Genomic DNA, 23,908 nt, shown 5'->3' with positions numbered 1-23,908 from the left:
TGGCTATCAAAAATAACAGGTTGATTATGAAATGAGAACACTTCATGAAAATTGTAACATGTCTTTTGCTATGTACTCTAGCGATATTCCCTGCAGCAGCCGAAGATCAGCCAATTTCCCGAATTGCGTTCGGCTCATGTGCCAGCCAGGACCGCCCGCTGCCAATTTTTGATCGCATGGTGGAATTAAAACCAGAAATCTATCTTGCGTTAGGGGATAACATTTATGCTGACACCACAGATATGGCGGTGATGAAGTCCAAATACGATAAACTGGCAGACACGGATCAATGGAAGAAATTGAAAGCGACTTGCCCAATTCTGGCAACATGGGACGACCATGACCTGGGCCGGGACGATGCAGGTGAAGACTATCCAAAACGTGAAGAATCACAGGAATTATTTCTGGACTTCTTCGGTGTTGCAAAAGACGATCCTGTGCGAAAGCAGCGTGGGATTTATACTGCAAAAATCGTCGGGCCAGAAAATCAGCGTGTCCAGTTCATCATGCTGGATTGTCGCTATTTCCGAAGCAATCTGGAAAAAGGTCCCAGACTACCAGGTAGCAGAGTTGAACCTTACATTCCCAACACGGCACCCGAAGCGACCATGTTAGGTGAAGAGCAATGGAAATGGCTGGAGGAACAATTGCAGAAGCCTGCGGAACTTAGAATCATTTCATCGAGCATCCAGGTAATATCCGAAGAACATCCCTACGAAAAATGGGCAAATATCCCGAAAGAACGCCAACGACTTTATAATTTGATCGTAAAAACCAAAGCTCGTGGCGTCGTACTGTTAAGTGGTGATCGGCACCTGGCTGACATTTCCATGCGGGACGACTTGATTGGATATCCTTTATATGATCTCACATCAAGTGGACTGAATCAGGGCAGTAAAGTCTGGCGAGCACCAGAACCCAACAAATTCCGTGTTGGCGGCATGCCGCACGGTGACAATTTTGGCTTGATTGAGATCGACTGGAAAAGCCGGCTGATTTCGATGCAATTGCGAGATGTCGACGGCGAAATTGCTGTCAAAGACAAGATCAAGATCGATTTGCTTGTCCCGCCTGGTACTATTGTAAAAGCAGACCCACTGCCACACACACCTGGAGAAGGAGCAATTTCCCCACGTGATGCCCGGTCCAGTGTAGGTCAGGAAGTAGTTGTGGAAATGAAAGTGCAATCTGCTGGACAATCCGCAACAAGAATGTTTTTAAACTCAGAAAAGGATTTTCGAGACAAACTGAATTTCGCAGTCGTGCTTGGGAAAGAAGCTTTCACCGGTACTTACGAAAAAGCCACGACAGCGACCTTTCAAGATCAGATCATTCGAGTAACCGGCAAAGTAAGCACATTCCGTGGGGAAGCTCAAATCGTAATCACTGACGCAAAGCAACTGGAAATTCTCAAGAAATAATTTCCCTGAATTAGCCACTCCGAGAAGCATTCGAAATTTACGCACTTATGCTAAAATAACCGCAATAGTTTGCAGGAGCTATCCATTGCGTGTACAAACGGAATGCCCACACTGTCTCAGTCGTTTTCAAGTAGAAAATACTTTACTAGAACAGCAGATCCGCTGTCCTGAGTGCGACGAGCTGTTTTTGGTAGCTGACATCAATCTACCCCAGCATGCATCGAATAACATTTCTAATGGAACCGCAGATTATCCTCCTGAAGAAGTAATGTGGCAGGAAAACCTTCCAAATCATCCTGCAGAAGAAATTGAATGGGGTGAAGATGTTGATTTTCGTCTAAATCAGGAACAGATAAACGATCAACCAATTTCCCAGTCCAATTTAACGGTGGTGTCATCAAAGAAACCTCCATGCAAACGTAGGGGAGGCAAATTGATCCTTTTTCTGCTGTTGTTGTTAGTTTTCGGTGGTCTGGGTACAGCAGGATACTTTTTTCAACGCTATCAGAAATTCGCACCGGAAAGACTATGGCAGGATGCAACCAAAGCATATGAAGATGGAAATTTTGAAAATGCCGCAAGACAATTTCAGTTGTTTGCAACCACTTATCCGAACGATATTCGCACAATTGAAGCAGAATTCTTTTCTGAATTATGCGGACTACGATCAACTGTAGGATCGGTTCTTACACGCAACGAACCGCAAAACGCCATCGAAAGGTGGGGGAAATTTCGACAATTTGTTTCCAATGACAGCTATCGCACACTGGCTACACCAGATCGGTTTGGGCTGGATATCTGGCAAACAGGTACCAAATTGACTGAGGATTTGCTTGGGAAAGCTAACGATGACTTTCGTCTTGAGGATCCGCAGCAGGCGGAAAAATGGCTTGAAACAATTGATGAATTATTGCAGGAATTAGATCGTTATCGACCCACCTCTGCATTGGCACCTGAGCAATTGACAATCGATCGAGCAGATTTGAAACGAAAAATTCTGGTTGCACGAGATCGACTGAAAACAATGGATGAACTGCGGCAGATGCTTGCAATGCCTGATGATGCGAAAATTTTTGCTGCTCGTAAAGTATTGAAAGCACGAGGGCTGGAAACTGATTCTGCTGCACAGGGACTTGTTCAGCAGGCAGAACAGCAAATTCAGCAAGCTGCGAATTTTCTTGAAATCATCCCCCCTTTGCCAGCAACCAAATGGCCATATCCGCAGCAAAATGTCATTGCAGTTGCTCCCTATGTCGACACGATGCAACAACGCGTCTTACAAGGGAAGGCAGCCATTTTTACCACAATTGTAGCTGGAGTCTTTTATGCATTCGATGAATCAAATGGCCGCTTACTGTGGTACAGACAGGTGGGTCGCGACGCACTATCGGAACATCTGATCATTACCTCTAACGGTTCCGAGCCAGATCGCGTTGCATTATATAGTGTCTTTAACGGGAAATATCACTTTACTGTGCACCAGTTAAATACTGGTGAAATGATTTGGCATCATGTGCTCCCAACTCAACCAGCAGGATGTGCAGTTGCTTGGGAAAATAATACTCTTTATGTGCCACTTGGGGATGATGAAGGAACAGTATTTCAATTCGACCAGTCTTCAGGAGACCATTTAGGCAAGATACGCGTTGGCAGAAAAATTGGAACTGGACTGACACTTCACCCAACTGCTTCCTTACTCATCGTATCAGCGGAAGCAAATGCGATCTATCTGTTTCACTTAAGACGCAATCACGACCAAGTAGCACCGATCAAGCCCGTATTCGTCGGAGCAATTACCACGGGACATAACTCAGGACAAATCCTGCATCCACCAACTGTGATTGATTGGAAACATGAAAAAGGGGATCAGAGTTATTTGCAAGTAGCATTCTCTCGTGGATTATCGTCATCAACAGTGATATTCTATGCACTGAACAAAGTCCTAGAAGAATGGGTACCACCAGTACCAGTTCATGAAATACCATGTTTGGGCTGGATAACTGAACCTCCGGTATTTGATGGCGAAACATTATTTGTCTGTACAGACCATGGCCAGGTTCAACTATTTGGAATGAACATGCCTGGCAATCAGGATCGGGCAATCTATTTATTGAAAACTCTGGAAAATTATCATGATACTGAAATGCCAATAGGTGCTTATGTCAATCAGAATGCGGAGCGACTATGGTATCTGGTAGATGGACATTTAGTCCAGCAGCAATATCGCTTGACTTTTGATAATGGACTGCAATTATTAAAAACAGAGCATCATACTTTGATCGGAGATCCCCTGCAACGAGTGCAGACGGGGAGCCGCCAGGAAAGCGTATTTCTTGTAACTCAGCGGGATGGAGCAGTCTACGCGGGATGCTATTTGACCAGCAATGGTCAACTTCTCTGGCAGCGGCAATTAGCACCGAGTTTACAAGAGCTGGTCGTTCAAAAAGATCGAATTGCAGTGATTGATCTGCATGGAAGTGTACACGAAATTGATCTTCGATCGATGGCAAATCCTGCTATCTATCAAACAAGCCGCGAGTTGACTGCACTTGCAGACGGCTTTGAATTATTGGGAGATGTGGCTTATAGTAGCGAAGACAAGTTATCAATGCTGCTCCATCAGCAAAATGCAAGCAAACATCGTGTGTTGTGGAGAACACTTTACCAGAATCAATTAACTACAAATATTATAGATCTACCAGCGGCACCAGCGGGACGAGCAGTATACTACCAAGACAACTGGATCATACCACTTGCTAATGGTCTTTTGTATCGCTGGAATAAAATCGATGATGAAACATTGATCGAAGGACCTCGCTGGCGAATCACTAATTCCGAGAACAACCATACATGTATCTTGACAGCAAGCGATGAGAATCTGCTTTCGACAACTGCCACAGATATCAGTTGTTGGAGTTGGGAAGCTAATAAATCAACATTTCGACTAAAATCGAAGTTAAACCTTTCCAGTTCCTTAAAAGTCCCCCCCGTATATTTGTCAACACAAACCCCTTGTTTGCAGTTACAGTACGAAAATGGTGTTATTGAATCTCGGAATGCCAACGATTTATCACTTGCACCCATTGCTCGCTGGGATACAGGAAAGCTGAGCAAAGGCCCCTGGGCTGGTCAAGAATTCGCAGGTCATTTTCTCAATGAACGTAGTTCAGCATTTTTTATCTTTATGAATGAGAAAACTGTTTCGTGTTATTCATTGGATGATCCTGAAAAGATATGGTCCTGGCAATGCAAACATGTAATCGCAAAAGTCATTCTGATGGATACCTCACTAGCCGTTACTGATGAAAATAACACCATCAACATTCTGGATCTTGAAAGTGGCCAGCAAGCTTACCAGCCTTTAAATTCCATTTCCGGATCTGGAATCGATAAAATGGTTATCCTTCCGACAGGGGTATTGTTAATGATCAATTCTGATGGATTGATCAGACAATACAGATTGCAAAACGCGCGATAGCTCAGGCGTCTTTTCAATTAAGAAACTGTTTCTGTCAATGCTTTCACATCATCTAAATTGAGACCTACAGAATGGTCAAATAAATAATGTATCTCCCCAGATGCAACATCGTACACTGCACCAACAATCGCAATCTTACCTTCGTTAACCAATTCTTTTAGTTTGATGCTCATTTCCAGGATACGCTGGATCGAATGGCGCACATTCTTTGTTGCCACTTCATTTGCATAATCCTGAATTTGAGACGGATTTTTTTTATGAATTGTACTGCACACATGCCTATCGATTGAATGAGATATTTCTTGAATTAATGGATCAATCAGTTGACAACCTGTGTCTTCGGCAATCGTACGTTCTTTACATACATACTCTACTGCTGCTCCGACAGCACCACAACGCGTATGACCCATGACCATGATCAGTTTCGCTCCTGCAATTGCACAAGCGTATTCAATGCTACCCACTAAACCCGTACTGGTAACATTGCCAGCAATTCTTGCACTGAAAACATCGCCAATACCTAGATCAAAAACCAGTTCTACAGGAGCACGGGAATCAATACAGCTTAAAATCACTGCCATGGGACTTTGCCTCGCAGCAGTAGAATTGATTTGTCGATTATAGTCGCGTTCAAGCGATCGACCCAGCCGAAATCGCTTATTTCCTTCAATCAGGTAACGCAGAACTTTTTCTGGTGTTAATTGTTCCTGGAGTTCTCTCGTTGTATAGTCGACATACTGAATCTCATCCTGTAACTGATACTTATCTCGAAAACCTTTCAGACTCACCTGAATATTATAAATTGGCGCAGTTTCTGCTTTGAAATCTTTGATCAAACTCAAAACATCCGGATCGATATAATCTGTATTCCGTCCATCTAACAATATGTGGGATCCTGGTTTCGCAGAGCGTAAGACATTTTCCAGTGCAGCTCGATTCAAGAAACTGACCTGATTTGCAAGTTCGATGTGCAGGACATCTCCACCAACATGGCGTTCAACATATCTTCGTATAGGGCGACGCATATTGCTGTTAAGAACAAAGAAAACACTAACAATCAGACCAATAACAATCCCGATCAGTAAGTCTGAAATAACGATTGCCAGTAAAGTAATGATAAATGGGAAAAATTGATAGAACCCATCTTTCCACATCTGTTTCATCAGATTGATACTGACCAGTTTAAAACCTGTCATCAATAATATTGCCGCTAAGCAGGAAAGCGGGATAAAGTTCAGATAAACTGGTAGCAACATCACACATCCAAGCAGCAATACACCATGAATCACCGCTGAAAGTTTCGTCTCTGAGCCAGCATTGATATTCACCGAGCCACGAATAATTACTGATGTAACTGGCAGACCTCCGATCAGTCCACATGTCATGTTCCCAACCCCCTGCGCAAACAGTTCCCTGCTAGCAGGGGATGTTCGCTGCTTTTTATCCAGACGATCAACCGCCTCCAGATTTAACAGAGTCTCTAACGAAGCAACGATTGCAATGGTGATCGCAGTAATATAAACTGCCTCGTTGCTCAACTGCTTAAAATCTGGCATCGTAAAAAACCCCAAAAACTGCATGGGGTTTTCAGCAACGGGTACCTGAACCATAAATCGGTCAGGATTGGACAGCACCCAATCTCCGCCCAAGGTTCGAAAAATCTGGGAAACGATCACTCCAAAAACAACTACCAATAGTGGCGCTGGAACGAGCGATTTCTTCAATACTTTAATCTTGTCCCAAACAATCAGAAACGCCATGGATAACAAGCCGACGACAAGAGCGCCTAAGTGAATTTCACCAATGAAAATGTGCTTCATTTCGATGATAATATTTGGGGCACTTACTTCAGTGCTTTTCATGTCATGGCCCAGCAGGTAAGGGAGTTGTTTCAAGATCAGGATTACGCCAATTGCAGCCAATAATCCTTTGATAACACTGGACGGGAAAAACGAGGATAGAATGCCTGCTTTTGCAATCCCCATGCCAATCTGAATAATGCCAGCAATAAATACTGCCAGTAAAAATGTGTTAAACGATCCCAAGCTAGTGATCTGTGCAGCGACAATTGCTGTTAATCCAGCGGCAGGCCCAGTTACACTGGTTTGTGATCCACTGAGCAATCCAACAAGGATACCGCCAACAATTCCGGCGACCAATCCTGAAAAAAGTGGGGCATTAGAAGCAAGTGCAATGCCCAGACAGAGTGGCAATGCCACCAGAAAAACAATAATGCCTGCCAGAAAGTCCTTCACTAACCCTTTTGGTGTGAAATACTGTGAAATCGTAGACATCTTTATCTATCCATTAATTGAGGTAGAAGGTTATCAAAAATTATGAGATTACAACGTAACCAGCAGCAGGAATTCCTGCAGTTTGTTAACAGCGGATCGGTACAAATTGTGGAAAATGCAAAGAAGACTTTCTTGAAGATCGAATTTGAAAAGTAGCGAAGCAGAAAGTGATCGGTTGTCTTTGAAACCTAGTTGCAATGAAACTAGTGCCAGGAACTGTTTTTGCGGTTAATGTTTGATTGAGTCGACGTGATTGATGGATGCTTTCAGATTCTTCGTTCGTTTCTTCAACAGTTTGGGTTGTTCCCTGAAACGACGCAAAGACAAACCCGACGAAAATTGCTGCTAGAAATCCCAACCAGTGAGTGTACAGTGTGGTTAACCACGTCCAGTGGCAGGAATTTTGTGATTGCCAGATTCGCAGCCAGTTAAACATTTGCTTCTGGTTAATCTTATTGCCAAAATTTACGCAAACTATACTTTTAGGCAGTTAGTTGCAATTTGTCAAGTCCTTCGATCACTCCACCGTGGACGGCGGAGGAACTGGAAATTGCTTACCTAACGGATATCGTTGAGCTCGAAATGAAAAATATTGCAGTGGTGGTTTTTGTTCTGATCCTGGTGCTGATCGGGATTATCTGTTTCCAGAATTTTTCGCAGATTTCAGTGAAACTGCTGGTGGTGCAGGTCAGCATGCCCCTACCGCTCCTAATTATCGGTGCGTACCTGTTAGGGATGATTACTGGATACACTGTTCTAAAATATTTCCGAAATTCGATCAAAACAGTCCAGCAGACAATTAAACGATAGGGTGGGGCATCTTATTTCGCAAACCGGTCATACATGTAGTACGCTGAGAGGCTGATGCCAATGCCGATCACGATATAGCGAACGATGTTGGGAGAAATCCTTCTGGCCATGCGAGCGCCCGCATAGCCACCGATGATCGAACAGATTACCATCGGTAACGCCAGGTGCCAGATCACCTTGCCTTTGGCAATAAAAATGACCACTGTTACCGCGTTGATCAGCGATGCCAGAAACGTCTTCGCTGCGTTCGTGTGGTGGATGTTACCTGTGCCCATAAAAGGCAGAATGCTCAACATCAAAATGCCGATTCCTGCACCGAAGTAGCCGCCATAAATCGAAATAGCCAATTGACCCAACAATACCAGAACCACGCGGGTGGTAGAAAAATCTGCGTTTGGGGTGGTTTTCAGGAATTTTTTGAAAAATGGCTGCACCATAAACAGCAGTGCGGCACAAAGAATCAGCCAGGGCACCAGTCGATCAAAGACATCTGGTGGAAATTCAGTTACCAACAGCGAGCCGATGATACCACCGATGATGCTGGGCAGAATCAGCAGCCGAATCAGCCGCTTACAGTGGTGTAATTCTGATCTATAACCGATTGCTGATGCAACGGAGCCTGGAAACAATGCTACGGTGCTGGTGGCGTTTGCCTGCACTCCCGAAATCACTGCTGTGAGTGCGGGAAATGTCAGCAACGTCCCCCCACCTGCGATCGAATTGACCGCACCCGCCAGAAACGCACTGATGCCCAAAGTGATATAAACCAGAAGTGGGTGGGCGTCGATGAAACCAATTATTTCCATTGAACGAGCACGCCCAGATATTCATCTTTGTTGTTCAGCAGACCGTCGTAGGCTTCGCCAATCTGCTCTGGGGTGATGGTGTGACGCACCAGGCCCTCCAAAGAGAGCCGATTCGACGCAAGTGCTGCCAGCAACCAAGTTTGCGCTTTATTGATGTCCCACGCACCGGAAAGCCGGTGGTGGAACGGTTCGAAAAGCATATTTCCGTGTGCACCAAGCACTTCGATGTAGCGTCGATGGAGATCGTCGTAAAAGTTGACTTCGGCGGCCTTGCCCCGTGGGCTGCCTACCACCACCACCTGTCCAGCATCACACGCCAGTGCCATCGCCTTCGGAATCGCATCTGGAATACCTGTGGCATCGACGATAATCTCTGCCCCACGCATTTTTGTATAACTTTGTATTACTTCAAGAACATTTTGGGTGGTGGGGTCGATCGTTGCTGTAGCACCTGCCTGCATTGCCGCATCACGACGCATGGCAATGCTATCGATGCCGATCACCGGGTAACACCCCGCAGCAAGAGCACTTCTGAGAGCGAACTGGCCAATAATACCCTGCCCCATCACGGCAACCGATCTACCTAATGTAATGCCCGCACGCAGAACCCCGCCAAATCCATAGCGGGAGATGCAGGCGAAAGCGGCTTTACTTGCTGGAAGATGAGCTGGCATGTTCCACCAACGACCACGTTCGTGCCCCACTGTCATTAATTCGTGGCTGGCGTGATTACCCGGATAACTGACACGGTCGCCCACTTTCCACCCGGAAATATTGCTGCCCATCGCCACGATGGTGCCTGCCGCACTGTAGCCTGGCCGAAAAGGGAACTTCCAATCGGTCATTTTGGGGTCTTTCAGCCATTGGTGGGAACCGGTGTATACCGCTAATTCGGTACCCGCACTGATGGCACTGGCTTCACACTCGATCAGCACCTGATTCGGTTGGGGGTCTGGAAGAGATACTGTTCTGATTTCAACTTTGTACGGTTCTACCAACACCGCCTGTCGTGCTTCAATCATTCATTTGCCCCTGTCTGGAGAGTTCTTCACAGTTTAGTGAAGAACCTTGAATTGGAAGGTGGTGGGGCAACTTCAATGGAGCAAGTGCCGATATTTTTCTATTGTTTCCGAAACTTCCCGAAGTGCCACGACTGCTTCATCCGGATTGATGATACACTTTTCCAGGCTGCCGTAATGTTCTTCGAGGCAATCCAGCAGCAATTGCTTAATGCGGCTCTCATCAGGTAGCAGGGGGATGGTGCTGTTCAAATAGATCGATTCCAGCTCTAACTCCTTTTTGGCAAAGTAGTTACGGATTTCCGGTTCGGTCCATTCTCCGCGGCGGATCGATTTTAACTGCTCATTATTGCGTTGCAGATCCAAGTCACCTTCGAGCAGAATCTGCTCTACTTCATTCAGCAACCGCACCACGTGGTAAGCAAATTTGAGATCATAACCATATTTTTCCACCATTTCCTTCCGTTTGCCGGTGCGATCATGTCCTGCCATTTTCTTCAGTTGCTGATAAGCATAGCCTTTGAAGGTATGCCAGCAGCCACGGTGCAGAAACAACTTCCGTGCGTCTCGCACCATCTGGCCAATCCGGGTAATGTGCAGCACACAGGTATCATCCGTAAACAGGCTATCCACCATGTTGGGGTTGTTTTTCATCACCAACTGGAAAAAATCAACAATGTTGTAGATGGTCAGGTCATACTGCCTGCCCTTCCCTCCCATCGCACCTGGATCGTGCAGATGGTGCTCGGAATATTGGGTGAAACGCGATTTTTGATGCCCAAACCCGATAATTTCGCCCCGCAGGTGGGGGAAAATTTCGTCTTTTGGTGGGATGCAGAAGCCGTAAATATCGGTATCGCTTGTATCTGCAGAAACTCCGTACGCGACTGAACCCATCATCGTTTCGTAATGAATGTTTAACGGAACGAACTTCGGCGGGTGGGCAATCCCCATTTCTGCCAATCGTTGAACTGTACCCATGCTTTCCACCAGTAATTTGCGTCATTGCTAAGATAGTGGTAGGATAACCAAAGTTCGGGCACGGCATTCAATTGTCCGAAAATCTCCCACCTGGGCATGAAGGAAAACCTATGGCGGAAACAGATGGTTCGGTAGATCGACGACGTTTTCTGGAGCAAACAGCGACTGCTGGTTCGGCGATGGTGCTTGCTGCGGAAAGTTACGCACGGGTCGTGGGTGCCAATAACCAGATCCGCGTGGGCTTTCTGGGCTGCGGTGGCCGAGCACAAGCACATATCAATGCTGTCCTGAAACTGAAAAAACTCGGACTATCGCCGGTTGCTGTATGTGATGTCTGGGACGGCCTGGAAGACACGTATTATCAGGAAAGTCCCCCTGGCCAGCGAACCCGCAGAAATTTCGCCCAGGGATTGTACCCATCTGCACGTAAGTGCGGGTTGAATCCCAAAGATACAGCGAAAGTCACCAAAGAATATCGACGAATCGTAGACCGGAAAGATGTCGACCTGGTGGTCATTGCCACACCAGACCACTGGCACGCACGGATGGCGTTGGATGCGATGGCTGCGGGAAAAGATATGCTCATCGAACGGCCTATGGCACGCACGGCGACCGAAGCGTTCCAGATCGTGGATGCGGCACATCTTTATCAACGAATCGTTGCTGTGGGAGTACAGTCGATGGCGGACCCGGGATGGGAAATCGCCCGCAACTGGATCAGCCAGCATGCCATCGGACCGATGGTTCACCTGCAAACAGGAATGTTCCACAACGATATCCGTGGGGAATGGCGATACTATCGGATTGCCAAAGAAATGACATCAAAAACTGTCGACTGGCAGCGATTTCTGGGTCCCACCGTTGAAGGGAATAGCGAAAAAAACCTTCCCTTTAATCGGGCTACATTTGCACAATGGCGATGTAACCGGCAATTTTCTGGTGGACCGCTCACCGAATGGCTGGTTCCCAAAATCACCCCACTCCTTAGCCTCGGGAAACTGACAGTGCCAAGACGGGTCATGACAAGTGGGGGACTATTCTGGCAGCACGATGGCCGCACCGTGCCGGATCTCGTGACGGTATGTGCGGATTTTGAAGAAGGCTATCAGTTACAGTTTACCGCAACCACAATCAGCAGTTATCCCACTGAAGAAGTGGTACGTGGGCGACTGGGCACAGTCAAATTTACCAAAGGAAATGTGCAGCTTTTTGAAGATAACCCCTTACGGGGCAATAAGTTACCGAATCGGCTGGAACAGCCAATCTCTCCCACTCGCAGTCAGATGTATCAGCCGAATGACAACGACTCCCTTTCGATGTGGGAAAACTTCATAGATTGTATTCGAAGTCGCAATAGTGCCACGCTTTGCCCACCGGAACTGGGTGCAGTAGCCGTGACGATTGCCCACATGGCAGAGCGAAGTTATCGCACCGGAATGCCTGTATTCTGGGATTCAGAGCACCGCCAACTCGCAGGTGGGGACAATTCCTGGGCAGAACGTTGGGATATTGCCAGCAAACAGCACCAACGTGGGGCAGGATTAATGCCACCCGATTATCAGTCGCTGGCAGAAGATTAAGATTTAGTGAGAATATCAGACCCACTAAATTTGCCTTTCCAACTTAAGCCGAATTCCGAATTTCTTTCGTAACATTCTCGCACCGTAGTTTGTGAAGTTATTATGTTTCAGGGAAATTACCTGCAAATTGTCCAGCATGTTACAAGTTGCCAGTGCTGCAGCAGACTCGTCTGTGAGAAAATTCTCATCGAGCGTCAGCACTTTCAGTTGGGAAAGAACTGGCCAATCCAGTAAAGCCATCAAACCAGCATCACCCATCATGCAACTGTTCAGCTCCAACCGATTTATCAGAGGTAATTTCAACAGGATCAGCCAAAATTCGACTGTTGATTCTCGTAAGAGCGTGTGGTTGAGATTCAGGCTTTGAATCGTTTCTGGCCAGCGAAAAGATTCATGTTCGTGTGGAGGAATCCGTGCAATTTGTATCTGATTTAATGAAAGTTTCGTTAATGATTTCAGACTGGTTTCATACCAGTCCCGACAGAGAGCCTGATAATCTAATGCCCCTGCCACCAGATGAAAACTTTTTAATTTTGGTGCATTGAAATACGTTAGCCAATCGACGAAGTGCAAGCCATAAAAATAACTGCTGATGACAGTGAGGGTTTTTAATTCTGCCATCCTCAATTCATTGCATAATTCCCAAGGCTGGTGGATAGGAATCACACCAATATCCGTGCGAATTGACAGCGAATTCAGTTGATCTAACAGTTCATCTGGTGCAGATGCAAGGGTATAGAGTGGTGTAATTGCATTGTGGTCAAATACTGTTAATTTTCTCAACGACGGCCATTCGCATTCCGTGAACAGCCAGAGAAACTTATCACCGGTTACCAAATTAGTGTGGATCGTCTTGATCTGTGGGAAAACCGATCCTGGCATTCGATTGAACTCGGGAATCGGTTCTGGTTCTTCCAAACGCAATTCAGAAACTGGTATTTGATTTTGTGTTGCTGCCACAAACTTGAGGACTTCCACAGGTTCCCCCTGCAATACTTTCGGAAAACCTCTTTCGAACTCATGAATCACAGAAGTATTCAGATCTCGATTTGCAGTCAGGATTCTGATCCACTCTTCACCAAACTGGTTGGCATAAACGGCAGCTTTTTCGCTGAGTTCGTTCTGTATCACCCTATCTGGTGCATGGTAGGCATCAATCGACAGTCGGATAAATTCTGCCCACGCCACCAGGTGGGGATCGCCGATATCCTGCAGCCAGTCGGAAAAAATCAATCGCGGGGTATCCTGGTCAGGCTGGCTGCAAATCGCCTTCAGGTGGGCAGCTAATTCAAATTCAGGCAATGTCATGATTGCTCCCAACCGACAGACTTGAGGAAACGGATATATTCTTCTGGCTCATTCACATTCTGTAATTGCCATAATTGTGGGTAAACTTCATCCAGCAGCGGTTCGAGATCCATCACATCGCACAACTTCATCATTCTCTGCTCATTAACAGGCAACTCAGCCAATGCGCGACGCAGAGACTTGGTGCGATAACAGGCAGCTAATGGCTGCCAGTTTCCTGCAACAACTGGCACTGCACCATCTTTTGTGGATTCGAATCCAGTGCAGAGTAGAAACAATTCCTCTGCATGTAGAAATGGCAAATCACAGGAAAGCAACAGGTAGCACTCCCTACTAAACTGATCATTTTGATAAGCATTGCGTAAACTTACCAGTGGACCCACATGAGGATCAACGTCAGCAATCACACGACCAGAAAAATTCGTAACACTAGCTTCGGGTGGTTCGCCCAACATGGTGATATCGTCTGTCAAACGCTGCACTTGCTGGATGATGTGCTGCAACAGCGTCCCACCTGGGTGCGGTAACGCTGCTTTGGGCTTCCCCATCCGCTTTGAAGCACCGCCACAGAAGATGATGGCACCTAAAAAGTTAGGCGAAAGTGAATTCCCCAGCCACTCTGTACCCGGTTGTGTCCACTTTAGAGCAGATGTGTAAAACAAAATCAGTCACCTTCAACTTCAACGAGGAAGAATGTCCGCTATTTTACTTGTCATTGGCGATGCTGCTGAGATTCTGGATACCTTTTATCCACTTTTTCGCTTGCAGGAAGAAGGCTACACCGTGCATGTGGCTGGTCCGGATAAACGCACCTACCACCTGGTTCAGCACGACAAGCACCCCGACTGGGACATTACCATCGAATCGGCTGGCTATCGGCTGGCTGCAGACATCGCCTTTCGGGATGCCAAATTAGAAGATTACGCAGGTCTGGTAATCAGTGGCGGCCGGGCACCAGAGTATCTGCGTTACTATCCAGAACTTCTGGAGCTGACGCGGGGCTTTTTTACCACTGGCAAACCAATTGCCAGTGTCTGCCATGGCATTGAAATTGTGGCAGCGGCTGGCATTCTGGGTGGGCTGACTGCAACCACCGTTGCCAAATGCAAACTTGATGTCGAATCGTTTGGTGGCACTTATGTCGATGAGCCGGTGGTCGTTTCCAAAAATCTGGTGACGGCCCGCACTTGGCACGATAACCCCCACTGGATGCGGGAATTTATTCGCCTGCTGAAGGCACAAGCCTGATCGTTCTGGTTCCATTAACCTTTCCCAAAAATGAGGAATCTTTCATGGGTTTTAAGCAAACAGAGTCGCACCGTTTTGGTAAGTCGTCCTACCACCAGATTGGCCTGGTACGTGGGCAGTTTGGCAATGTCGATTTTCAACAGTGGGTGAAATTCCTGGCCGACAATGGCTTCGATGGCTGGGAAGAAGCCAGTTGGGAACTGGATTTGCGAAAATGCGATACCGATAGCGGTGCGGCAGAGTACGCCAAATCTCGCTATGAAATTGCCAAAAATCACGGTCTGGAAATCTTCACCGTGGCGGTGCACCTGCAGGGACAGGTGCTGGGGGATGAGCCCAGCGCCAAAACGCTGAACTTTCTGGGTGCAGGCACCGATGCCCGCAAAGCATATAAAGCCTGGCGTGATGCAGGGAACAATCCCCCACGCACCGATCCGTATTACGTGCCAGAGGAAGTGGGCAAACTGATCCACGCAGAAGCAACCAAAGACCTGTTGGCGTGCGTCCGTCTTGCTGGCCACCTCAGCAAACTTCAGAATCGTAAAGTGGCATTACCGGGATTCGTGGGTTCACCTGCCCACTGCTGGAGCCACTGGTTTCTGTTCCCACCGTTGCCAACCTCGATGGATGGACATCCCATTCCAGATGTGCGAGATGTCAGCCTGGAATTGCTGGTCGAACGTTTTGGCCCCATCTGGGATCTGTGCAAGCAGTATGGAATCACCTACGACCTGGAATGCCACCCATCCGAACGAGCTATGGGGGATATTGAATCCGCCAGCGATTACATTAACTTCATGAACAAAGCGGGCTACGAAGGCACGGTAGGCTTCAACCTGGATGGTTCCCACATGGAATGGCAGAATGTTTCCGTAATTGAGTTCATTCGCGAATTCCACAATTACATCCATTGTGCCCACGTCAAAGGGGTGTGGGTGGCACCAGAACATTGCCGTGCGGGACGGTTAGGTGGGCACCGCCCCATGGGTCACTGGACAAATGGTTGGAACTTTGTCACCGCTGGAACCAGACGGGACGCCAACAGTCTGGAAGATATCTTTATCGAACTGAACCGTGTGGGCTTTGACGGTGCGGTCAGCATTGAATGGGAAGATAACGATGCTGAACAGCATGCCGGTGCAGTAACAGCGTTGCGAAACTGCCACCTGGCTGATTTGCCGCCAAGTGGCATGCGCCATGATGATATGTTGAAGGGTTAAACGTTGCAAGTAGCCGGAATTATTCTTTCGCAGCGGCTTGTTGCACTGCGTCAATGACCGATCGCACGGCGTGAATCTGCTCTTTCCCATGCCCTTCAAACATCTGATCCCCACGCACACAACTGAAGACCCAATCGCCGTTAGGTGCCTGTTCCAGTCGCTGAAACTGCAGATTCATTGCTTTCAGCAAGGGTGCGGCATCTTCCATCGTCTGAACGTGGGAAGCAGGCTGCACAAACGGCAACGGTTTCGCTGGCTGAGATGGGGCATCAATCGACCCACCACTGGTGATATAGGCGAGCGAATTGGATGGTCTCGATGCCACCGAACTTTGTGGCCGATAGGCATAAGCAGGTGGCAAGCTGGGTACCAGCGAAGCGGAACTGCCTGGGGCAGGTAATACTGCTCCGGGAGCCATCACCCGTTGGCTGGGGTCGTAACCATTTCCTGCTGACATCAGATTTGGACTGGTCAGGTTTGGTAAGCTCAGGAAACCAGCACTGTTCTCCACATCAACGGGTGCACCGAATGGGGCACCGCCAATGTGTGCTCCACCGTCATAGGCGGGGCTTCCTGGTCCCAAGCCACCACGTTCCGGTGGGGGAGTCCGGCGAATTGGCCGATTGAAATTACCCAACAGCGGGTCGCCTTGTGTGGAACCAAAGGGAAATGCACAGCCGACCGTTCCCAACAGCACCATGCCAAGGCTGATTTTTACAGTGCGATAGCTGATCGCGAGCATCCTGCCCATAAGTTTCTCTTCCTCTACTGCCACCAGATTGACAACTAATCCCTATCCAATTGCGATCAGCGCCATATCTTTTTCACTTACGTCAGGGTTATCGGCATTCGTGAATCCAAAAGTTTGACGCTTTTGCCACAATCCTATTTTTCGCTGTGAAAGGCGCAAACCGTTAAATCTTACTTGTATTTACTAACCTCTCAAAATTATGGCAAAACATCGTATTGCAGTCATTGGTGGGGACGGAATTGGACCAGAAGTCATTGCTGAAGCAATTCGCGTTTGCGATGCGGTGGGCAAAAAACTGTCGATCCAGTTCGATTGGAATTATCTGCCATGGGGTTCCGATTTTTACAAACAAACCGGCGCAATCCTGCCCAAAGACGGCTGGGACGTTTTGCGCCAGCACGATGCCATCTTTTTTGGTGCCATCGGCTCGCCAGATGTACCGGACACCGTAACGGTGCACCATCTGTTACTGCCAATGCGGCGGAAATTTGACCAATATGTGAATCTACGCCCCGCTTACCTCTTTGACGGCGTGGACAGCCCACTGAAGAACCCAGGAAAAATCGATTTTCTGGTTTACCGTGAAAACACTGAAGGTGAATACGCACCAGTAGGTGGGAAACTTTACGAAGGGATGGCAGCCGAAACCGCACTGCAGACAGCAGTTTTTACCCGACGTGGCTGCGACAGGATTATTAGGGCAGCTTTTGAAGCTGCGATGAAACGCAAAAAAGTGGTCACTTCGATCACAAAATCGAACGCACTGGTTTATGGCATGACTTTGTGGGACGAAGTGGCTCTCGCTGTCGCGAAAGATTATCCGGAAGTCACGCTGAAGAGCTTGTTGGTCGATGCAGCAGCAATGGATTTTGTGCGCAAGCCGTCCACCTTCGATGTTGTCGTGGCCAGCAACCTATTTGGTGACATTCTGACTGACTTGAGTGCCATGGTCACCGGCAGTGTGGGACTCGCCAGCAGTGCCAATATTAATCCGGAACGCACTTACCCGAGTATGTTTGAACCTGTCCATGGCAGTGCACCGGATATCGCAGGTAAAGGAATTGCCAATCCGATGGCTGCAGTACTTTCTGCGGCGCTAATGCTGGACCATCTGCAGGAAACCACTGGTGCGGAAATGATCCGAAGTGCCGTGAAATTGGTACTTAGCGACAAAAAAGTAGTCCCACCAGACCTGGGTGGCAGTGCGACCACCATCGATGTGGGCAACGCACTGGTGGCCGCAATTGGCTAAGAAAATTGTTCATGCATAATTGTTAAAATAATTTCATCATTCGAAACAAACGTGGTTTTTCAATTGGGCCAGCCGGGCCACTCCAATTCCACGCACCCGGCGGAGATCTTCTAATTGGGTGAACGGTTTTTCCTGTCGAGCATCGACGATCGCCTTTGCCAGAACGGGGCCAATACCGGGCAAGGTGTCCAATTCTGTCATAGTAGCTGTATTCACATTGATGTGATTCCGATTCGCGGCTGCTTTCGGTTTAGTAGGAATTGCTTGTTGTGGAAGTTCAGGTGGTTTCCTGATCAAAAGGTCAGGCACTGATTCCTCTGCCAATTTTCCCTCATCAGTGGTTGGGTCCGCCAGCGGATTCACAACAACGTGGGGTGAGATTTTCGCAACCGTGCGATCCCCGATCCCATAGATGTTCTTCAAATCATTTACTTGCTGAAAACCACCCCGTTGATCGCGATAAGAGAGCACCTCTTTCGCCAGACGGTCTGAAATCCCAGGTAATTGAACCAGTTCTGCGTGGGTTGCCCGATTTAAATCAAGCTCCAGTTTGGGGTGCTGGACAATCTCTGAAGGGCGGAAAGAGTGCAAATCGACGTAAGTAAAGAAAAGCAAAGCACTTAAAGCAAACCCACCTGCCACGCACCAGCCGTGCGGTCGTCGGATGATTGACTGTTGAGTCGACGACTCGTCTGGTGTAATTGGTGACCGCGGCGTGAGTGGGGTATTATCCATCATCGGAATTGTTTACAAACTGAGACCCACGATCAAGTCCTTTTGACATGGGCTTGCTCCATTTATTCTTTCACTGTGTCGGCACCATCAACGATTTTTCCACCATTCAGTATGGCTTTCAAATCTTCGATCGCTTTTAAACATTCATCTCGCGTTTCGTAGGCAGCCTGAGGCAAGGGCATTGCCACAGTTTTGCCTTCTGCATTTTTAATCCGATACCGGAAACCTTTTTTACCTTTGTAAACTTCTATCGTTCCAGTTGCAGTAACCGAGCCTTTTGTATCCTTGGCTTTTCCTTTTGTCTGGGCATCCACACCCGTCTGGCTAAGGGTGAGCATCCCTGCAATCAACATGCAGGCCAAACCCCCACGGAGTAAATTCTTCATCTTTTCCTCAAAAAGTTGGAATTAAAGATAAAGAAAGTTTCTGAAAAGTATTCAGTTCAGTCAAGAAAAAAATCTCACACCTACAGAATTTTTCTGAATTCTTGGTCGATCCAAAATATCCCTTCAAATCCTCATCAATTACAAAGTCGGGCCCACGTGCCAAGGTGCGAATTCTTCTTCTCCCACGCCGTTGATTTCACTTTTGGTTTTTTTGCCTGATGCAACATCCAGAATCAGATCAAAAATCTGTCTTCCCACTGTTTCTACAGGAGTGCCCTGCAAAATCACCCCAGCATCCACATCCATATCGTCCAGCATATGGGTGTAAAGTGGGGTGTTGGTAGCCACTTTTATCGATGGCACGGGCTTACAGCCGAATACCGATCCGCGGCCTGTGGTAAAGACCAGCACATTTGCCCCACCTGCGGCAATTCCTGTCATACTGACTGGATCGTAGCCGGGGGTATCCATCACCACAAAGCCTTTTTTGGTAACCGGTTCTGCATATCGCACCACATCAACCAGTGCGGTGCTGCCCCCCTTGGCAACCGCACCTAACGATTTCTCATAAATCGTGGTCAAGCCTCCTTCTTTATTGCCCACAGAAGGATTGTTGTTGATTTCTACGCCGAAAATGCTGGTATACCACTCCCACCATTTAATCCGTTCCACCAGTTTCTCACCCACTTCCTTGCTGACTGCACGGCGGGTCAGTAAATGCTCTGCGCCGTAAATTTCGGTGGTTTCGCCCAGAATGCTGATGCCACCCTGCTGCACAATCATGTCGCTGGCTACGCCTAATGCAGGATTAGCTGTCACGCCGCTGTTTCCATCCGAACCACCACAGTTGGTACCCAGAATAATGTGCTTAGCGGGCAGTTGCACCCGTTTCACATCATTTAACCGTGGGAGCATTTCAGCAATCGCCTTTACTCCCGCCTCAATTGTCTTGGGAATGCCACCTGATTCCTGAATGGTAATTGTCAGTGGCTTGACGGAGGGCTGTCCCAGTTGAATCAGGTTTTCTCCCTGAATCAGGTGCATCGCCTGACCAGTTTCGCAGCCCAGGCCAACCAGAATGTACGCACCCACGTTGGCATGGCGGGCAAAACCAGCCAGAGTGCGGTCTAATTGCTTGTGGTCTTCGCCATCATAAGCCATGCCACAGCCATGCTTATGGACGATCGGCACAATACCATCTACATTGGGATACTGATCCAGAATGCCCGACTGGCGAATCCGTTCAGCAATGTATTTCGACGATGTGGCCGAACAATTTACGGTGCTGATGATCGCCAGGTAATTGCGAGTTCCGTAACGCCGATAATCTGGCAAGTCGGCACCACGGTCGTAACCCATGAAGGTTTTCTCATCTGCATGGGGAGGTGGGGGGGGAACTTCGGTACTGTAAGCGTAGTCGCGTTCAAACTTGCCCAGCACCACGTTGTGGGTATGGACATGCTCCCCAGGTGCAATGTTGGCACCGGCAAAGCCTATGATCTGGCCATATTTGTAAATTGCATCGCCTTCCTTGATCGGTTGGATGGCAAATTTATGCCCCATGCGGATCGGCTTGCTTACTCGCACGGTGGCCTGGTGGAACAACAGATCCTGGTCTGGCCCTACGGTAGTCGTGGCAATGGCAATGTTATCGTTCGGTCGTAAATGAATCGCAACTTTGGAGAGTGGAATCGCAGCCATAATGGAATTTTTCTCGGGAAATCATCTAACTATCTAAAATATGACAACTTGTTGAAATCGTACTGAGTGATTTTCGTATTACAAAATTACAAATTCATAATATTGCCACCAAGTAACAGACAGACCTATGTTTGAATCCGATCTATTTCCGGAAATGATCGCCAACTTGCAAAAGTGGGACGATCCAACAACCTTAACCCACTTGCAGAATGTCCGGCGGCCCTATCATCAATTTGCCATGGAAATTGTGAAGGATGTGCTGCCAGAATTATCCCGCTTGCAGGTTCTGGAAATTGGCTGTGGGGATGGTCAACTGATCCATTGGTTGCCCAACGGTGCACCTGCAGGTTATCGGTGCCTCGAAGCATCGGAACGTTTTGTAGAAGCATTTCGCACCAAATTTCCACAAGTTCCAATTGAACAAGGAGATGCGACAAATATCCCACTCCCTGATTCGTCAGTGGATCTGGTGCTGGCCTTGTGCGTCTTCGACTCCTTTCCTAACCCAGCAAAGGTGCGTACAGAACTGGCGAGAATTCTCAAACCGGGTGGGCAGATTATCCATTTTCTCGACTTAAGCGTGAACCCCCTGCGGCCTTTTCTTGAACTCTATTTGCAATCCCTCCTGCCTTTACCTAATTTTTTAGGTGATGCAGATTGGTTACCTCCAGATCAGTTATTGCCTCCTACAGAAATTGAAGTAGTGACCATTCCAATACAACAGATTCAGAAAATCCCTACGAGCAATGTGACTTCCCACCAGCGTGGGCTGGAACTGCTCAGGGAATACATTCAATTGTTCCAGCAACCGTTAGAGCAATTTCGAAAGTTTGTGACCTATTACATGCGGATCACCAGTTCTCCGGAGTGGTTGTCGGAATTGAATCAGGCAAACCTGGCAGTTACGGAACTGAATTTACGCACCCACCGTGCGTGGGATTTGCAGCCGCTATCATTAAGACAATGGTACGAACAACTGAATTCTTCCCAATACCTGCCCGCCACGGGATTTACAGAAATGACACATCAATTGCTCACCCGTGCAGGCTGGCGTGTGCGTGCAGAAAGCGATCCCGAAAACCGCACGATCCAACGTCGCACAGTAGGAAGAAGTTTTTGGTCGGATGCTGCCCCACCGGCAGATGCACCCGAAAATCAAGTGCACACCCGATACGAAATACTGATTTCATCCTGCACGCGACTGGATGAATAATAAGAGAATTGCCCACAAAATGTGCTGCTTGTTGCCAAGGTATAACGAATCGTGGTACGATAAAAGATAATTCGGCGAAAAATGAGGCATCCTTCATTTTTGATCTGTCAGGAGTTCTGGTTCATTGCGACCATTCCGATTGCTGTTTCTGATCCTTCTGCTTACTTTGCAATCTGCATGGGCAGACCCAACGGCAACATCACGCTGGCAGACCGACACATTGGTATTACGTAACGGCACCACTTACCGTGGTGTGGTGCTGGAAGAAACTGATCGAGGGGTGCGTTTTCAGATCATTGCACAGAACCCTGGTCGCCCCACGGTCACATTAACTTGCTATTTTCTGACGAGAGAAATTCAGAAAATGGTAAAAATTTCTCCAGAAGAGCGGCAGCAACTTCAGGAGAAATTGACCCACATTCAGCCAGAGAATCAAAAAGCGCGTATCGAATCAATTGAATTGCAGCAAATCCGGTGGCTGAACCGGGACAATGCTGGATTTCGCTATCAATCGGACTTTTTTAGCCTGGAATCAGATGCACCTGCAGAAATTGTGCGGCGGGCAGCAGTGCGCCTTGAAGAAGTTTTTACAGCTTATTTGCGATTTCTTCCCCCACGTACTAAAGGTGGGAATCCGGTGCTGATTCGCATTCACCAATCACACAAAAATTATCTGGCCAGCTTGCCCAATTTGGCGAATTTTCAGAATCCTGCGTTTTACGATCCCGCCACCAACCGGATTGTCTGTGGGAGTGACTTAAAACGCCTCGGCGACGATCTGGCACTGTCGCGGGTTCAGGCAGAAGAGTTATTGCAGGAAATCCAGCAACAGGAGATGTTTGTACGACGGCTGTACGGCAAAAAGCCGGAACTGGGCCGTCACCTGCAACCATTGATTGCCCGCCGCAAGCGAGTTTACGACACGATTGTCCAGAACGACCGGACTTTTGAAAATGCAACTCAACAACTCTTCCGCACGTTATATCACGAGGCATTTCATGCTTATCTGGCCCAATTCGTTTTCCCCACTGCAGGTGGGAAGACAGGTGTCCCACGCTGGCTGAACGAAGGGATGGCACAGATCTTTGAAACCGCTGTTTTTGAGGCGGGGGAACTTCGGATAGGGCATATCGATCCCATTCGCTTACGAGATGCGCGTAACTCGTTGCAGGATAAGAAGTTACCGACAATTCCCCAGATTCTGGGTGCAGAAAGCAAGGCGTTTGTTCTATCCCACGAAACTGCGAACCGTGGTGCGTCGCAAATCTACCTGGGATCTTGGGCGTTCGCCACTTTCTGCCTGTTCCAACTGGAAATCCTCAGCGCCCCCAACTGGGAGGAATTCATTAAAACTGGAGCCGAGAAAAATGAGAATTGGGTGCAACAGTTTGAACAATTGGCGGGAATGAAGCTATCAGAAGTGGAGATATTGTTTCACTCCTGGTTGAAGGAAGTAAAGCCAGATGGAAGCTGGCCGAACATGACAATGATGAAAAAATGAGAAACGGCAACGTCTCGCACACATTGAGAGCATTTTGTGGTCAGTTCCTGTTGACAGGTAAAGGTAGCGTACCAGATTATTCCAGCAATTCATCATCTTCGCCATCGATTGGAATGACTTCAGGCTCGATCACTCGCATTGATTTCCACTTACCTTGTAAAAATCGCCAGAAAAAGATGCTGGATTGCAGGCAAAGATAACCAC

19 protein-coding genes are annotated in these 23,908 nt (G+C 47.7%); 9 read left to right on the top strand and 10 right to left on the bottom strand.

Annotated features, from left to right (window positions below):
- Nucleotides 1-44: 44 nt before the first annotated feature.
- Both R3B84_04675 and R3B84_04670 read left to right on the top strand, forming a co-directional pair.
- Nucleotides 45-1,421: an alkaline phosphatase D family protein gene (locus tag R3B84_04675; GenBank protein MEZ6139848.1), complete on the top strand. Its 1,377-nt coding sequence runs from the start codon at nt 45-47 to the stop codon at nt 1,419-1,421.
- Nucleotides 1,422-1,506: 85 nt separating this feature from the next.
- Nucleotides 1,507-4,899 carry a hypothetical protein gene (locus R3B84_04670; protein MEZ6139847.1) on the top strand — a complete coding sequence of 1,131 codons (3,393 nt, stop codon included), beginning with the start codon at nt 1,507-1,509 and terminating at the stop codon, nt 4,897-4,899.
- A gap of 17 nt (nt 4,900-4,916) precedes the next feature.
- Here the strand turns inward: R3B84_04670 and R3B84_04665 are convergent, their stop codons facing one another.
- On the bottom strand, nt 4,917-7,193 hold the full coding sequence (locus R3B84_04665) for a SulP family inorganic anion transporter (GenBank protein ID MEZ6139846.1): 2,277 nt from the start codon (nt 7,191-7,193) through the stop codon (nt 4,917-4,919).
- A gap of 582 nt (nt 7,194-7,775) precedes the next feature.
- Here R3B84_04665 and R3B84_04660 point away from each other — a divergent pair.
- Nucleotides 7,776-8,003, top strand: coding sequence for a LapA family protein (locus R3B84_04660; GenBank protein MEZ6139845.1), 228 nt, complete (start codon nt 7,776-7,778; stop codon nt 8,001-8,003).
- Nucleotides 8,004-8,014: 11 nt separating this feature from the next.
- On the opposite strand, the gene R3B84_04655 is transcribed toward R3B84_04660, so the two are convergent.
- The 3 genes from R3B84_04655 to R3B84_04645 form a co-directional block, all read right to left on the bottom strand.
- Nucleotides 8,015-8,809: a sulfite exporter TauE/SafE family protein gene (locus tag R3B84_04655; GenBank protein ID MEZ6139844.1), complete on the bottom strand. Its 795-nt coding sequence runs from the start codon at nt 8,807-8,809 to the stop codon at nt 8,015-8,017.
- Nucleotides 8,800-9,831, bottom strand: coding sequence for a zinc-binding alcohol dehydrogenase (locus R3B84_04650; GenBank protein ID MEZ6139843.1), 1,032 nt, complete (start codon nt 9,829-9,831; stop codon nt 8,800-8,802). The genes R3B84_04655 and R3B84_04650 overlap by 10 nt, the downstream gene beginning before the upstream one ends.
- Nucleotides 9,832-9,903: 72 nt before the next feature.
- Entirely contained in the window at nt 9,904-10,809 is a 906-nt protein-coding gene (locus tag R3B84_04645) for a nucleotidyltransferase domain-containing protein (GenBank protein ID MEZ6139842.1), read from the bottom strand.
- A 110-nt stretch (nt 10,810-10,919) separates the two neighbouring features.
- Here R3B84_04645 and R3B84_04640 point away from each other — a divergent pair, with 110 nt between their 5' ends.
- Nucleotides 10,920-12,389 (top strand): Gfo/Idh/MocA family oxidoreductase, encoded by a 1,470-nt coding sequence (locus R3B84_04640; protein MEZ6139841.1) that lies wholly within the window; start codon nt 10,920-10,922, stop codon nt 12,387-12,389.
- Between the two features lie 24 nt (nt 12,390-12,413).
- Here R3B84_04640 and R3B84_04635 read toward each other — a convergent pair whose 3' ends face one another.
- Nucleotides 12,414-13,697, bottom strand: a complete 1,284-nt coding sequence (locus R3B84_04635) for a TIGR02996 domain-containing protein (GenBank protein MEZ6139840.1) — start codon at nt 13,695-13,697, stop codon at nt 12,414-12,416.
- The gene (locus R3B84_04630) at nt 13,694-14,359 is read right to left on the bottom strand and encodes a molybdenum cofactor guanylyltransferase (protein ID MEZ6139839.1); all 666 of its coding nucleotides are present in this window, start codon (nt 14,357-14,359) and stop codon (nt 13,694-13,696) included. The genes R3B84_04635 and R3B84_04630 overlap by 4 nt, the downstream gene beginning before the upstream one ends.
- Before the next feature lie 31 nt (nt 14,360-14,390).
- Here R3B84_04630 and R3B84_04625 point away from each other — a divergent pair, with 31 nt between their 5' ends.
- Nucleotides 14,391-14,945 (top strand): DJ-1/PfpI family protein, encoded by a 555-nt coding sequence (locus tag R3B84_04625; GenBank protein MEZ6139838.1) that lies wholly within the window; start codon nt 14,391-14,393, stop codon nt 14,943-14,945.
- A 44-nt stretch (nt 14,946-14,989) separates the two neighbouring features.
- Entirely contained in the window at nt 14,990-16,165 is a 1,176-nt protein-coding gene (locus tag R3B84_04620) for a TIM barrel protein (protein ID MEZ6139837.1), read from the top strand.
- Nucleotides 16,166-16,184: 19 nt separating this feature from the next.
- On the opposite strand, the gene R3B84_04615 is transcribed toward R3B84_04620, so the two are convergent.
- Nucleotides 16,185-16,916, bottom strand: coding sequence for a hypothetical protein (locus R3B84_04615; protein ID MEZ6139836.1), 732 nt, complete (start codon nt 16,914-16,916; stop codon nt 16,185-16,187).
- A 199-nt stretch (nt 16,917-17,115) separates the two neighbouring features.
- On the opposite strand from R3B84_04615, the gene R3B84_04610 reads away from it, so the two are divergent.
- Nucleotides 17,116-18,168: a 3-isopropylmalate dehydrogenase gene (locus tag R3B84_04610; protein MEZ6139835.1), complete on the top strand. Its 1,053-nt coding sequence runs from the start codon at nt 17,116-17,118 to the stop codon at nt 18,166-18,168.
- 36 nt (nt 18,169-18,204) lie between these two features.
- Here R3B84_04610 and R3B84_04605 read toward each other — a convergent pair whose 3' ends face one another.
- The 3 genes from R3B84_04605 to R3B84_04595 all read right to left on the bottom strand — a co-directional run bounded on the left by R3B84_04605 (nt 18,205) and on the right by R3B84_04595 (nt 20,990).
- Complete coding sequence (locus tag R3B84_04605; GenBank protein MEZ6139834.1) at nt 18,205-18,906, bottom strand: ComEA family DNA-binding protein; 702 nt, start codon at nt 18,904-18,906, stop codon at nt 18,205-18,207.
- A gap of 59 nt (nt 18,907-18,965) precedes the next feature.
- The gene (locus R3B84_04600; GenBank protein ID MEZ6139833.1) at nt 18,966-19,289 is read right to left on the bottom strand and encodes a hypothetical protein; all 324 of its coding nucleotides are present in this window, start codon (nt 19,287-19,289) and stop codon (nt 18,966-18,968) included.
- 138 nt (nt 19,290-19,427) lie between these two features.
- On the bottom strand, nt 19,428-20,990 hold the full coding sequence (locus R3B84_04595; protein ID MEZ6139832.1) for an altronate dehydratase family protein: 1,563 nt from the start codon (nt 20,988-20,990) through the stop codon (nt 19,428-19,430).
- A gap of 127 nt (nt 20,991-21,117) precedes the next feature.
- On the opposite strand from R3B84_04595, the gene R3B84_04590 reads away from it, so the two are divergent.
- Together R3B84_04590 and R3B84_04585 are read left to right on the top strand one after the other, a co-directional pair.
- Nucleotides 21,118-22,203 carry a class I SAM-dependent methyltransferase gene (locus tag R3B84_04590; protein MEZ6139831.1) on the top strand — a complete coding sequence of 362 codons (1,086 nt, stop codon included), beginning with the start codon at nt 21,118-21,120 and terminating at the stop codon, nt 22,201-22,203.
- A gap of 124 nt (nt 22,204-22,327) precedes the next feature.
- Nucleotides 22,328-23,704 carry a DUF1570 domain-containing protein gene (locus R3B84_04585; GenBank protein ID MEZ6139830.1) on the top strand — a complete coding sequence of 459 codons (1,377 nt, stop codon included), beginning with the start codon at nt 22,328-22,330 and terminating at the stop codon, nt 23,702-23,704.
- The last annotated feature ends 204 nt before the right edge of the window (nt 23,705-23,908 follow it).

The sequence above is a fragment of the Zavarzinella sp. genome (assembly GCA_041399155.1).
In the GTDB taxonomy this organism is placed as follows: Bacteria; Planctomycetota; Planctomycetia; order Gemmatales; family Gemmataceae; genus JAWKTI01.
Note: the sequence above shows the minus strand (reverse complement) of the source record. Positions and strands in the feature narration are given on the sequence as shown.